Source organism: Pseudomonas sp. TH04, assembly GCF_016651355.1.
Classification (GTDB): Bacteria; Pseudomonadota; Gammaproteobacteria; order Pseudomonadales; family Pseudomonadaceae; genus Aquipseudomonas; species Aquipseudomonas fluorescens.
This window is the reverse complement of sequence record NZ_JAEKEA010000001.1, coordinates 6,156,781-6,170,728: the sequence shown is the minus strand read 5'-3', so window position 1 is coordinate 6,170,728 and position 13,948 is coordinate 6,156,781. Positions and strand designations below refer to the sequence as shown.

The 13,948-nt window shown below is 62.6% G+C and carries 8 protein-coding genes and 2 pseudogenes; 9 read left to right on the top strand and 1 reads right to left on the bottom strand.

Annotated features, from left to right (window positions below):
- Positions 1-72: 72 nt before the first annotated feature.
- The 5 genes and pseudogenes from JFT85_RS27895 (at position 73) to JFT85_RS27880 (ending at position 7,178) form a co-directional block, all read left to right on the top strand.
- Positions 73-963: a bestrophin family protein gene (locus tag JFT85_RS27895; RefSeq protein WP_053256679.1), complete on the top strand. Its 891-nt coding sequence runs from the start codon at positions 73-75 to the stop codon at positions 961-963.
- A gap of 148 nt (positions 964-1,111) precedes the next feature.
- Positions 1,112-2,194 (top strand): annotated as a pseudogene (locus tag JFT85_RS28840) (HAMP domain-containing protein); the annotation flags it as partial.
- 324 nt (positions 2,195-2,518) lie between these two features.
- Positions 2,519-3,055, top strand: a pseudogene (locus JFT85_RS28835) (methyl-accepting chemotaxis protein); the annotation flags it as partial.
- A 379-nt stretch (positions 3,056-3,434) separates the two neighbouring features.
- Entirely contained in the window at positions 3,435-5,843 is a 2,409-nt protein-coding gene (locus JFT85_RS27885) for a glucose/quinate/shikimate family membrane-bound PQQ-dependent dehydrogenase (protein WP_201230791.1), read from the top strand.
- 69 nt (positions 5,844-5,912) lie between these two features.
- Positions 5,913-7,178, top strand: coding sequence for a carbohydrate porin (locus JFT85_RS27880; RefSeq protein WP_201230789.1), 1,266 nt, complete (start codon positions 5,913-5,915; stop codon positions 7,176-7,178).
- A gap of 306 nt (positions 7,179-7,484) precedes the next feature.
- On the opposite strand, the gene JFT85_RS27875 is transcribed toward JFT85_RS27880, so the two are convergent.
- The gene (locus JFT85_RS27875; RefSeq protein ID WP_069552750.1) at positions 7,485-8,666 is read right to left on the bottom strand and encodes a XylR family transcriptional regulator; all 1,182 of its coding nucleotides are present in this window, start codon (positions 8,664-8,666) and stop codon (positions 7,485-7,487) included.
- A 140-nt stretch (positions 8,667-8,806) separates the two neighbouring features.
- Here JFT85_RS27875 and xylA point away from each other — a divergent pair, with 140 nt between their 5' ends.
- From xylA to JFT85_RS27855, 4 genes are all read left to right on the top strand, one after another.
- Positions 8,807-10,123, top strand: coding sequence for a xylose isomerase (gene xylA / locus JFT85_RS27870; protein WP_069552749.1), 1,317 nt, complete (start codon positions 8,807-8,809; stop codon positions 10,121-10,123).
- Positions 10,124-10,224: 101 nt separating this feature from the next.
- Positions 10,225-11,226: a D-xylose ABC transporter substrate-binding protein gene (gene xylF, locus JFT85_RS27865; RefSeq protein ID WP_053256685.1), complete on the top strand. Its 1,002-nt coding sequence runs from the start codon at positions 10,225-10,227 to the stop codon at positions 11,224-11,226.
- Positions 11,227-11,231: 5 nt separating this feature from the next.
- Entirely contained in the window at positions 11,232-12,776 is a 1,545-nt protein-coding gene (gene xylG / locus JFT85_RS27860) for a D-xylose ABC transporter ATP-binding protein (protein WP_176152417.1), read from the top strand.
- Complete coding sequence (locus JFT85_RS27855; protein ID WP_053256687.1) at positions 12,777-13,913, top strand: sugar ABC transporter permease; 1,137 nt, start codon at positions 12,777-12,779, stop codon at positions 13,911-13,913. It abuts the gene before it with no gap.
- The last annotated feature ends 35 nt before the right edge of the window (positions 13,914-13,948 follow it).

The following is a 13,948-nucleotide window of genomic DNA, read 5'->3' as shown; positions in this document are numbered from 1 at the left end:
CACGAACCTTTCTCCACAAACCGACGTCCGAGCTTAAGCACTGTTGCTTACCGCCCGCCGCGAGGTTCACATTTGAAAGCCGCCATCATCAAAAAGTACCGTTTGGTCATCAAGACCATGGGCTATGTGGGCTGGTCCCTGTTCTGGCTCTTGTTGTGGGATGTCGCCGTCACGGTGGACTTCATGCTGTTCCTGACCACCAAGATCACTTTGCCGCTGATGCCCCTTACCCTGCTGGGTTCGGCGCTGGTGGTGCTGATCAGTTTTCGTAACAGCAGCGCCTATAACCGCTGGTGGGAAGCGCGCACGCTGTGGGGCGCCATGGTGAATAACTCACGTAGCTTCGCGCGCCAGGTGCTGACCCTGCTGGATGATGCGGACGGCGACGTTAACCCGATCAAAGCCACCCTGCTACGCCGCCATGTGGCGTATGTGAATTGCCTGGCGGCGCACCTCAGGGGCAAGCCGTGCCCTGATGAAGTGCGCGCGTTTATCCCGGCCGCAGAGTTCGCGCGCAACGGCGCCACCAACAACTTTGCCAATGACATCCTCACCGGCTCGGCGGCATTGCTGGCCAAGGAGTACAAGGCGGGGCACCTGGACAGCATTCGCCTGGCACGCCTGGAGTCGACGCTGGTGGACCTGTCCAACGCCCAGGGCGGCATGGAGCGTATCGCCAACACGCCGCTGCCCTACCCCTACGTGTACTTTCCACGGCTGTTTATTTCGCTGTTCTGCCTGATCGTGCCGGTGGGCCTGGTGGAGTCCCTGGGTTGGTTTACCCCGCTGGCGTCGACGGTGGTGGGCTTTATGCTGCTGGCAATCGAGCGCATTGGCACCGACCTGCAAAGCCCGTTCCGCTCCAGCGAACACCAGATCCAGATGGAAACCATCTGCGAAACCATCGAGAAAAACCTGCAGTCGATGCAGCGTGATGCCCTGGGTGGCGACCGTATCGGTTGACCACCTGTCTTCCCAGCGTTTAAGCCCTCAAGTGCCCGCTGCCCCGGTCGATATACCGGGGTAAGCATGGGCCGCTTCCTTCCTTAAAAACACATGCGACGTGCACCGTTCCCCCTTGCCAAAACTATAAATACCCGCGGGAGAAGTCATGAATATCAAGCAAAAGCTGACCTGGGCATTTGCCGCTGTCGCGTGCGTGCCGGTTATCCTGGTCGCCGTGCTCGTCGTGTTGAACCTGCGCGAGGGGGCCCTGGCCAATTTCCTCGACAGCAGTGGCCGTGAGATCCGCCAGATCGACAATGGCATGAAGCAGTTTTTCGACGGCATCAGCCAGAACGTCGAGTACGTGGCCAAGGACCCGCGCGTTGTCGCGGCCAAAGACCTGAAGCGTTACGCCGGCGCCGACGCCGCGCAAATCCCGCTGACGCCGACCAACCAAGAACTGTTGGCGATTTTCGACCAGTTCGCCAAGAGCCACCCGAGCACCGCCTACTTGTCCCTGGGCTTGAAGGACGGCGGCTACGCCAGTTGGCCTGATGACACCAAACTGAGCAACTACGACCCGCGTGTGCGCCCTTGGTACCAGGCCGCCGTCGCCGCACCGGGCAAAACCGTGCGCACCGGGGCCTACTACTGGGCGCCGGACGATGTGACGCTGATCGGCACCGTGCACACGGTTGCCGATGCCAGCGGCGCGATTCTCGGTGTGGTCGGCCTGGACGTGTCGCTCAAGCAACTCACCGAGCTGGTGCGCAACATCAAGCTGGGTGACAGCGGCTACCTGATGCTGGTGGAAGCCAACGGCAACGTGCTGGTGGACCCCAGCGATGCCAAGCACAACTTCAAGCCCCTGGCGGACCTGGGCGCCAACTACGCCGAGCTGGCCAAGCGCGGCGACGGCGTGACCCAGATCGACATCGACGGCGTGGCCTACATGGCCAACGTGGTCAGTTCCAAAGATTTGGGCTGGCGCTTTATCGGCCTGATCAAACGCGATGAAGTGATGGCGCAAGCTTCCAGCCTCACCTGGCTGATCGCGGCGATTGCTGCGGTGTTGGCGGTGATCTTCGCAATTGTCGGCGCCAGCTTCGCCCGGGTCATCGTGCGGCCGATTCGCGGGGTCGCCGATGGCCTGCAAGAGATTGCCGAAGGGGAAGGCGACCTGACCCGCCAACTCAAGGTCCAGGGCAAGGACGAAACCGCCAGCCTGGCGGGCTGGTTCAACCAGTTCCTGGGCATGATCGCCCAGCTGGTGCAGCGTATCGGCAGTGCCTCAACCGACTTGCAAGCCGCTGCCGCCGACACCAGCGAAGTGGCCAACAACATGAACCAGGCGGCCGGTCGCCAGCGCGAAGCCGTGGAGCTGGTGAGCACCGCCTTCAATGAAATGGTGGCCACCGCCAACGAAGTCGCACGCTCGTGCAGCGCCGCCGCGTCGAGTGCCGACGAAGGCTACCGCGACGTGCACGACGGCCAGCAGCACATCGGTGAAGCCACCGGCAGCGTGCTCAAGCTGAGCGAAGACCTGCAGCGCTCGACCCAGACCATGCAGTTGCTGGAGCAGGACAGCAAGAACATCAACACCATCCTCGACACCATTCGCTCAATCGCCGAACAGACCAACCTGCTCGCGCTCAACGCAGCGATCGAGGCGGCACGCGCCGGGGACCAGGGCCGTGGCTTTGCGGTGGTCGCCGACGAGGTGCGCGCCCTGGCCCGGCGCACCGCCGACTCCACCGGCGAGATCGACAGCCTGCTGGGCAACCTCGCCCGCCGCACTCAGGAAGTCACCCAGCAGATGCAGGGGAGCCTGCTGGTGTCGCACACCAGCGTGGAGCGCATCCAGCAAGCCCGCGACAGCTTCGACAAGATCCGTGGCTCGGTGGACTCGATTCGCGATCAGAACACCCAGATCGCCACGGCCGCTGAAGAGCAGCATCAGGTGGCCGAAGAAATCAACCGGCACATCGCGCAGATCCATGCCGATGCTCAGTTGGTGGAAGGCTTTGCCCACTCGGCACAGACCGGCTCGGGCCGCTTGACCGACATTTCCGGTCAGCTCAAAGGGTTGGTGGGGCGCTTCAAGTTCTAGAAAAGTGGGCCACGGCAATCGCCACAGGCAAAGCGCAGCGTCGCGATGCCGATGAGCGCGTGACTATTGCCGTATGGCGCGTTGGTTTAACAGGCATGGCGACTGTCCTTTAAGGCGTCGCCTCACGAGTGACGGTTGCTCGATGCCTGGCGCATCCCTCCCCCCGCAGGCGCCCTGCACACCGACCGAATGAGGTCAGCCCGCCGCCCGCGCACATGACCGGCCTGGCTGCGTTCCAGCGAGGCGGCTGCGGCATGACGCCGCAGACCGCCGATCCCCCTCAAGCCTGTAAAAGACTATTACAGGACAGAATGTACTAACCAGTTACTTATCTTGCTAACATTCGACCCTTAGTCACTCACCGTTGAGTCCTGTCGACATGAAACGAGCATCCCGCGCCACTGGCGCCTCACGATATCTCCTGCTGGGCCTGGGCGTGGTCATCGCCTTGCTCGGCGTGGCCCTGGCCGTTGGCGGCGCCAAGCTGGTCAGCCTGGGCGGTTCCTGGTACTTCCTCGTCGGTGGCGTGGCCATGGCGGTGTCCGGCCTGATGATTGCGCAGCGCAAACCGGCCGGCGCGTGGCTATTCGCAGCCTTCTTGGTCGGCACGGCCGTATGGGCGGTGGCGGATGTGGGGCTGGTGTTCTGGCCGCTGTTCTCGCGGCTGTTCATGTTTGCGGTGATCGGCCTGGTGGTGGCGCTGATGTATCCGCTGCTGGTTGGCCGGCCTGCACGCGGTGCGTATGGCATCGCTGCCGTGATGGCCGTCGGCGTGGCGGTTGCGGCGGGCAATATGTTCGTCGCTCACCCAAGCGTCGCCCCAACCGGCGCCGGCCCTGGCATCACGCCGGTCGCCGCAGCTGACGCGCAAAAAGATTGGGCGCACTACGGCAATACCGAAGGCGGCAGCCGTTTTGCGGCGCTGGACCAGATCAACCGCGACACCGTCAATAAGCTCAAGGTGGCGTGGACCTACCACACCGGCGACGTGGCCATCAGCGACGGCAACGGTGCCGAAGACCAACTGACGCCCCTGCAGATCGGCAACAAGGTGTTCATCTGCACACCGCATAACAACCTGATCGCGCTGGACGCCGATACCGGCAAAGAGCTGTGGAAGAACGAGGTCAACGCCAAGTCGGCGGTATGGCAGCGTTGCCGTGGCATGGCCTATTTCGATGCCACCGCGCCGATCGCCCAGCCGACCCAACCGAACAGCTCGCCGATCATTGCCGCCAGCGTCCCGGCCGGTGCGCAATGCCAGCGCCGTTTGCTGACCAACACCATCGATGCACGCCTGATCGCCGTGGATGCCGACACCGGTAAATTCTGCGAAGACTTCGGTTCCCACGGCCAAGTGGACCTGAAAGCCGGCCTGGGCGCGGTACCGGACAGCTACTACCAACTGTCCTCGGCACCGTTGATCGCCGGCACCACCGTGGTGGTCGGCGGGCGTGTCGCCGATAACGTGCAAACCGACATGCCGGGCGGCGTGATCCGTGGTTTCGACGTGATCAGCGGGCAAATGCGCTGGGCCTTCGACCCAGGCAACCCCGAAGACAAGCAGGCCCCAGCGGCCGGCAGTACCTATGTGCGCAGCACACCGAACAGCTGGGCGCCGATGTCTTACGACCCGCTGATGAACACGGTGTTCCTGCCAATGGGCAGCTCCTCCACCGACATCTATGGCGTGGAACGCACCCAGCTCAACCACAAGTACGGCGCCTCGGTACTGGCCCTGGACGCCTCCACCGGCGCAGAAAAGTGGGTGTACCAGACTGTCCACAATGACCTGTGGGACTTCGACCTGCCGATGCAGCCGAGCCTGATCGACTTCACCCCACCGGGCAGCAACAAGCCTGTGCCGGCCGTGGTGATCGGCACCAAGGCCGGGCAGATTTATGTGCTCGACCGCGCCACCGGCAAGCCGCTGACCGACGTCAAGGAAGTCCCGGTCAAGGCCGCGAACATCCCCAATGAGCCTTACTCGCTGACCCAGCCAAAATCGGTCGGCATGCCGCAGATCGGCGCACAGACGCTGCGCGAATCGGACATGTGGGGCGCCACGCCGTACGACCAGTTGCTGTGCCGTATCGACTTCAAAGGCATGCGCTACGACGGCCTGTACACCGCGCCGGGCACGGATAAATCGCTGAGCTTTCCGGGCTCCCTGGGCGGCATGAACTGGGGCAGCATCTCCACCGACCCGGTGCACGGCTTTATCTTCGTCAACGACATGCGCCTGGGCCTGTGGATCCAGATGATCCCGTCGCAGAACAAGGCCCAGGCCGCGTCCGGTGGCGAAGCCCTGAACACCGGCATGGGCGCCGTGCCGCTCAAGGGCACGCCTTACGCGGTGAACAAAAACCGCTTCCTGTCGGTGGCCGGCATTCCGTGCCAGGCGCCGCCGTTCGGCACCCTGACCGCCATCGACATGAAGACCCAGCAGATCGCCTGGCAAGTGCCGGTCGGCACCGTTGAAGACACCGGCCCACTGGGTATCCGCATGCACCTGCCGATCAAGGTTGGCCTGCCGACCCTCGGCGGTACACTGTCGACTCAGGGCGGCCTGATCTTTATCGCCGGCACCCAGGACTTCTACCTGCGCGCCTTCAACAGCGGCAACGGTGATGAAGTGTGGAAAGCCCGCCTGCCCGTCGGCAGCCAGGGCGGCCCGATGACCTACGTTTCGCCGAAAACCGGTAAGCAATACATCGTCATCACTGCCGGCGGCGCACGCCAGTCCACTGACCGTGGCGACTACGTGATCGCCTACGCCCTGCCGTAACCACCCTCTGTTCGCGCGGTGCTCCCGCACCGCGCGTTGCGACTACACATGCCGTTTGGAAAATCCTGCATGACCTCCACTTCTCAACGACCGATTGGGCGCCTGGTGCTGGGCTTGGCCTTTGCTGCCGCCCTGCCCGCTCAAGCCGACGACACCACCCTGACCGGCGACTGGGGCGGCCTGCGCCGTGAACTCGACGCGCAAGGCATCCGCTTCACCGGCGACTACAGCGGCGAGACCGCCTATAACGCCGACGGCGGCCTGCACCGTGCGGCGCGCTACTCACAAAACATCAAGCTGGGTGTGCAATTGGACCTGGGCAAGCTCTACGGCTTGACCAACGGCGACCGCATCCAGCTGACCATCAACGACCGGCGCGGCAACAGCGCCTCCGAAGACCTGGTGGGCAACCGCCTGCCGATCCAGGAAAACTACGGTGGCCTCTACACCCGTCTCACCGAATTGAGCTACGAACGCACACTGTTCACCCCCGCGCTGAACATCAAGCTCGGTTACATGGCGATGGGCAATGACCTCGGCGGCCTCGACAGCGGCATTTTGTGCAACTTCATGAACGCCGGTTTCTGCGGCCACCCGCTGAACATGTCGGGTGGCAGCGGCTGGACCAACTACCCGAATGCGCGCCTGGGTGCGCGGGTGAAATACGACTTTTCGCCAAACTGGCAACTGCGCGTGGCGGCGTTCAATGTCGACCCGGACAGTAACGGCAACTCCAGCCGCGCCTGGCGCCTGGACCCCAAACGCACCACCGGCACGGTGGTACCGATCGAGCTGGTCTACAAACATGCGGGCTCGCTGCCGGGTGAATACAAGCTGGGTTACTACTACGACAGCTCCGACGTCAAACGCATCGGCAGCAACAACACCGTGAGCGGTCGCGGCGGCCACTACCTGCTGATTGACCAGGCGGTGTGGGCCTCCCGCTCATCGGCCGGTCGCGCGCTGCATGCCTTCGGCCAATACTCGGCCGCCAGCGAAGCCGCCTCGCCGTTCAGCAAGTGGTATGGCGCAGGCGTGGTGCTGTACAAACCGTTTGAAGGCCGCCCGCGCGACACCGTTGCCCTGGGTTATGGCCGTGCGGTGCCGAACCCGCGCAGCCGCGATGTGCAGGCGTTGGCCGCGTTCAACGCGGGCACGGAGTACCCGAACCTGAACAACGCCGAGCAGCTGATCGAACTCAGTTACGGCTACCAGGCCACGCCGTGGCTGACGTTGCGCCCGGATGTGCAATACATCATCGAGCCGGGGGCGTTTTCCGGTGAGAACATCGATAACGCGCTGGTGCTGGGTTTGCAGGTCAAAGCCTTATTCTAAAGGCCCGAACACGGTCAACCCTGTTGAGGATCGTTCCCACGCTCTGCATGGGAATGCCTCATGGGACGCTCCGCGTCCCGCCACCTGCGCAAGTGTGACGCGGAGCGTCACGGGATGCATTCCCACGTGGAACGTGGGAACGATCTTATCAGCGCCAGGTGTTCCAGGATCGTTCCCACGCTCTGCGTGGGAATGCCTCATGTGGCGCTCCGCGTCCCGCCACCTGCGCAAGTGTGACGCGGCGCGTCACGGGATGCATTCCCACGTGGCACGTGGGAACGATCTTAGCCAGCTCCCACAGTTGTTCTACGGTGTAATTGCGCCATGCTGGTACTCACGCGGCGTACAGCCAAACTCCCGCCGAAACACGGTGTGCAGGTACTGCGCCGATTTAAAGCCACACCGTGTCGCCACCTCGGCAATCGCCAGGGTCTGATTTTCCAGGCCCTTGGCGGCGGCCGCGAGTTTGAAGCGCAGGATCTCATCGTGCACGCTGCAGCCACGCGCCTTGCGAAAGTGTGATTCGAGGGAGGAGCGCGACACACCGACATAGGCCGCCACCTGGGCGGTCTTGATGCCCTGGCAGGCGTATTGGCGGATGAACAACAGCGCCTGCATCACGTACGGGTTGCCCAACGGTTGATGCAAGCTGGACGCCTGCACATTGATCGCATCCGGTGGCACCAGAATCTGCGTGCCCGCGCAGGGTTTGCCGTGCAGCATCTGGTGCAGCAGCGCGGCCGCAGTGCGGCCCATGGTCTCGGTGCCCTGGATGACTGAGCTCAACGGCACCCGCGTCAGCGTGCGGGTCAGCGGGTCATTGTCGATGCCAATCAACGCCACTTGTTCCGGCACCGCGATGCCGGCGGTGAGGCAGGCTTGCAGCAGTTGCCGCGCACGGGCGTCGGTGACGGCGATGATGCCGATGGGCTTGGGCAAACTGTGCAGCCAGGCAATCTGTTGCTCCACGGCGCTGTCCCACAACGGCGCGCTGGTGCCCAGGCCGCGATAGACCTCGACGTGCAGGCCATCACGTTGCAACAAGCTGCGGAAGGCATTCTCGCGTTCCTGGGCCCAGCGATTGGCCTGGGCTTGCGGCAGGCTGAAGCAGGCGAAGCGGCTCAAGCCGGCCTCGATCAAATGCTCGTACGCCATCCGCATCAACGCATGGTTGTCAGTGGCGACATAGGGAATGCCCGTGGGGTAAGCGCGCGCATCCTGATAGGAGCCGCCCACGGCCACCACGGGGAGCTTGATGTCGGCCAGCGCCTCGCCGATCAGCGGGTCGTCGAAGTCGGCAATGATGCCGTCGCCCTGCCAGCGTTCGATGCCTTTGAGGCGACACAAAAAGTCCTCCTCAAGGAACAGATCCCACGACACGCGCGTGCTGCTCAGGTAATTACCGATGCCGGTAATGATGCCGCGGTCGTAAATCTTGCTGCCATTGAACAGCAGGGCAATGCGGTGAACAGGCGGAAGGGTTTTCATTGTTTTTATCCTTAAAGCCGGTCGTCACAGCCTAGACCTCTCTACTCAAAATCGCACCACACCTTGGTGATTTTCATAATCGGCAGGCCCGATGCCGTTGCTAGTATCGAGTCACCGCCAAGAACAATAAGGAAATCACCATGCCGTACTTCCCCGGTGTCGAGAAGGTTCGCTTCGAAGGCCCCGACAGCGACGCTGCCCTCGCCTTTCGCCACTATGACGCCAACAAAATCATCCTCGGCAAACCCATGCGCGAGCACCTGCGCATGGCCGCCTGCTATTGGCACACCTTTGTGTGGCCGGGCGCGGATATGTTTGGCGTAGGCACCTTCAAGCGCCCCTGGCAGCGCAGCGGCGACCCGCTGGAACTGGCCATCGGCAAGGCGGAAGCGGCGTTCGAGTTTTTCTCCAAACTGGGCATTGATTACTACAGCTTCCACGACACGGACGTCGCCCCCGAAGGCAGCTCGCTCAAGGAATACCGCAACCATTTTGCGCAAATGGTCGACCACCTGGAGCGCCACCAGGAACAGACCGGCATCCAATTGCTGTGGGGCACCGCCAACTGCTTCAGCAACCCGCGCTTTGCCGCCGGCGCGGCCAGCAACCCGGACCCGGAGGTGTTTGCCTACGCCGCCGCGCAGGTGTTCAGCGCGATGAACGCCACGCTGCGGCTCAAGGGTGCCAACTATGTGCTGTGGGGCGGCCGCGAGGGCTACGAAACCCTGCTGAACACGGACCTGAAACGCGAGCGCGAACAGCTCGGACGCTTTATGCGCATGGTGGTGGAGCACAAGCACAAGATCGGTTTCAAAGGCGACCTGTTGATTGAGCCCAAGCCCCAGGAGCCGACCAAACACCAATACGATTACGACAGCGCCACGGTGTTCGGTTTCCTGCACGAGTACGGCCTGGAACACGAGATCAAAGTGAATATCGAGGCCAACCACGCGACCCTGGCCGGGCACAGTTTTCACCATGAAATTGCCACCGCCGTGTCCCTGGGGATTTTCGGCAGTATCGACGCCAACCGTGGCGACCCGCAGAACGGCTGGGACACCGACCAGTTCCCCAACAGTGTCGAAGAGATGACCCTGGCCACCTATGAAATCCTCAAGGCCGGTGGGTTCAAGAACGGCGGCTACAATTTCGATTCCAAAGTACGCCGCCAGAGCCTGGACGATGTCGACCTGTTCCACGGCCACGTCGCCGCTATGGACGTGCTGGCGCTGGCGCTGGAGCGCGCAGCGGCGATGGTGCAGAACGACCGGCTGCAGCAGTTCAAGGACCAGCGTTATGCCGGTTGGAACCAGCCACTGGGCCAGGCGGTCTTGGCCGGCGAGTTCAGCCTGGCATCGTTGGCCGAGCACGCGTTTGCCCATGAGCTGAACCCGCAGGCTGTGAGTGGCCGTCAGGAGATGCTCGAAGGTGTGGTCAACCGGTTTATCTATCGGTGACATTTGCACGACAAATCTGTGCCCAGGGCGTCGAGAGACGCTCTACAGTTCTACCCGCATCACGCTGTGTCTTTCCAACAACAATAAAAGGACGCACCACCATGAAAGCATTCAAACGTACCCTGCTCGCCACTGCCCTGGCCCTGCTCGCCCTGCCGGTAATGGCCGATTCCGCCCATCCCAAAATCGGCTTCTCGATTGACGACTTGCGCCTGGAACGCTGGTCACGTGACCGTGATTACTTCGTCGCCGCCGCCGAAAAACTCGACGCCAAGGTCTTCGTACAGTCGGCGGATGCCAATGAACAGAAGCAAATCTCGCAGATCGAAAACCTCATCTCCCGAGGCGTCGATGTGATCGTTATCGTGCCGTTCAACGCCACCGTGCTGACCAACGCCGTCGCCGAAGCCAAGAAGGCCGGCATCAAGGTGGTGTCCTATGACCGCCTGATCCTCAACGCCGATATCGACGCCTACATTTCCTTCGATAACGAAAAAGTCGGCGAGATGCAGGCCAACGGCGTGCTGCAAGCGGCGCCCAAAGGCAACTACTTCCTGCTCGGCGGCGCGCCCACCGACAACAACGCCAAGGTGCTGCGCGAAGGCCAGATGAAAGTGCTGCAACCGGCCATCGACAAGGGCGACATCAAGGTTGTCGGCCAGCAGTGGGTCAAGGAATGGAACCCCACCGAAGCCTTGAGCATCGTCGAAAACGCCCTGACCCGAAACAACAACAAAATCGACGCCATCGTCGCCTCCAACGACGCGACTGCCGGCGGCGCGATCCAGGCCCTGGCCGCGCAGAAACTCGCGGGCAAAGTGCCGATTTCCGGCCAGGACGCCGACCTCGCCGCCGTCAAGCGCGTGATCGACGGCACCCAGACCATGACCGTTTACAAGCCACTGAAACTGATTGCCTCGGAAGCGGCGAAACTCTCGGTGCAGCTGGCGCGCAATGAGAAACCCACCTACAGCTCGCAATACGACAACGGCAGCAAGAAGGTCGACACCATCCTGCTCACGCCTACGCCGTTGACCAAGGCCAATATCGATCTGCTGGAGAAAGACGGGTTCTATACCAAAGAGCAGATTGCCGGGCAGTGACCGCCATGGCCGACTACTTGCTGCAAATGAACGGCATCGTCAAAACCTTTGGCGGTGTCAAGGCGCTGAACGGCATCGATATCAAGGTAAGGCCGGGGGAATGTGTCGGCCTGTGCGGTGAAAACGGTGCGGGCAAATCCACCTTGATGAAGGTGCTGTCAGCGGTTTACCCCTATGGCACCTGGGACGGTGAAATCCTCTGGGACGGGCAGCCACTCAAGGCCCAGTCGATCAGCGAAACCGAGGCCGCGGGCATCGTCATTATCCACCAGGAACTGACCCTGGTGCCGGACCTGTCGGTGGCCGAAAACATCTTTATGGGCCACGAACTGACCCTGCCCGGCGGGCGCATGAACTACCCGGCGATGCTGCAGCGCGCCGAAGCGTTAATGCGCGAACTCAAGGTGCCGGACATGAACGTGGCGCTGCCGGTTTCACAGTACGGCGGCGGCTACCAGCAACTGGTGGAAATCGCCAAGGCCTTGAACAAACAGGCGCGCCTGTTGATTCTCGACGAGCCCTCCTCGGCCCTGACCCGCTCGGAAATCGAGGTACTGCTCGACATCATCCGAGGCCTCAAGGCCAAGGGCGTGGCGTGCGTGTACATTTCCCACAAGCTCGATGAAGTCGCCGCGGTGTGCGACACCATCGCGGTGATCCGCGATGGTCAACACATTGCGACCACCGCCATGGTCGATATGGATATCCCGCAGATCATCACGCAAATGGTCGGGCGCGAAATGAGCAACCTCTACCCCACCGAGCCCCACGAGGTGGGCGAGGTGATTTTCGAGGCGCGCAACGTCACCTGCTATGACGTCGATAACCCCAAGCGCAAGCGCGTCGACGCTATTTCCTTCGTGCTCAAGCGCGGCGAAATCCTCGGCATTGCCGGGCTGGTGGGTGCCGGGCGCACGGAGCTGGTATCGGCACTGTTCGGTGCCTACCCCGGCCGCCATACCTGCGAGGTGTGGCTGGACGGCCAACTGATCGACACGCGCACGCCGCTCAAATCGATTCGCGCCGGGCTGTGCATGGTGCCCGAGGACCGCAAGCGCCAAGGCATCATTCCCGACTTCGGGGTGGGCCAGAACATCACCCTGGCGGTGCTCGACCGCTACGCACACCTGACCCGCATCGACGCCGAGGCCGAACTGGGCAGCATCGACCAGCAAATCGCGCGCATGCACCTCAAGACCGCCAGCCCGTTCTTGCCGATCACCAGCCTGTCCGGCGGCAATCAGCAAAAGGCCGTGCTGGCGAAAATGCTCATGGCCAAGCCGCGTGTACTGATCCTCGATGAGCCGACACGCGGGGTCGACGTAGGCGCCAAATATGAGATCTACAAGCTGATGGGCGCACTGGCTGCCGAGGGCGTGTCGATCATCATGGTGTCCTCGGAACTGGCCGAAGTGCTCGGCGTGTCCAACCGCGTGCTGGTGATCGGTGAAGGTCAGTTGCGCGGTGACTTCGTCAACCAGGGCCTGACCCAGGAACAGGTGCTCGCCGCCGCGCTCAGCCAACACAATAACCCTCGGAAGACCGCGTAGATGAATCAGGTCAAACAGCTTTTTACCCGCTACAAAATGCTCGCCCTGGTGATTGCCGTGGCGATCATCTGGCTGTTTTTCAGCTGGCAGACCGACGGCGGCTTTGTGACGCCGCGCAACCTCTCCAACCTGCTGCGGCAGATGTCCATCACCGGGATTCTGGCGTGCGGCATGGTGCTGGTGATCATCAGCGGCGAGATCGATTTGTCGGTGGGCTCGTTGCTCGGGTTGTTGGGCGGCCTGGCGGCGATTCTGGACGTGGTCTATCACCTGCCGCTGCTGGCCAACCTGAGCTTGGTGGCGCTGTGCGGCTTGATGATCGGCCTGGCCAACGGTTACATGACCGCCTACCTGCGCATACCCTCATTCATTGTCGGCCTGGGCGGCATGCTGGCGTTTCGCGGCATCCTGCTGGGCATCACCGGCGGCACCACCATTGCGCCCGTGTCGCCGTCGCTGGTGTATGTGGGCCAAGGGTATCTGCCGCACAACGTCGGCGTGGGGCTCGGCGTGTTGCTCTTTGCCTTGACGCTGTTCCTGACCTGGAAACAACGGCGCAACCGCGCGCTGCATGGCCTGGCCGCCCACGCCCTGGTGCGCGACCTATTGCGCGTGGCGCTGATCGGCGCCGTGCTGGCGGGCTTCGTCACCACCCTCAACAGCTACGACGGTATTCCGGTGCCAGTGCTGCTGTTGCTGGTGCTGCTCGGCGTGTTCAGTTACGTCACCAGCCAGACCGTGTTCGGCCGCCGCGTGTATGCGGTGGGCAGCAACATGGAGGCCACGCGCCTGTCCGGTATCAATGTGCAGGCGGTAAAGCTGTGGATCTTCGGCATCATGGGCGTGATGTGCGCCCTCGCCGGCATGGTCAACACCGCCCGCCTCGCCGCCGGTTCGCCCTCGGCGGGCAACATGGGCGAGCTCGACGCCATCGCCGCCTGCTTTATCGGCGGCACCTCCATGCGCGGCGGCTCCGGCACGGTGTATGGCGCGTTACTTGGGGCGTTGGTGATTACCAGCCTGGACAATGGGATGTCGATGCTGGACGTGGACAGTTACTGGCAGATGATTGTGAAAGGCAGCATTCTGGTGCTGGCGGTGTGGGTCGATGTGAGTACCCGGGCCGGGCGGCGCTGACTCAGCGCAATAAAAAAGCCACTCGAATGAGTGGC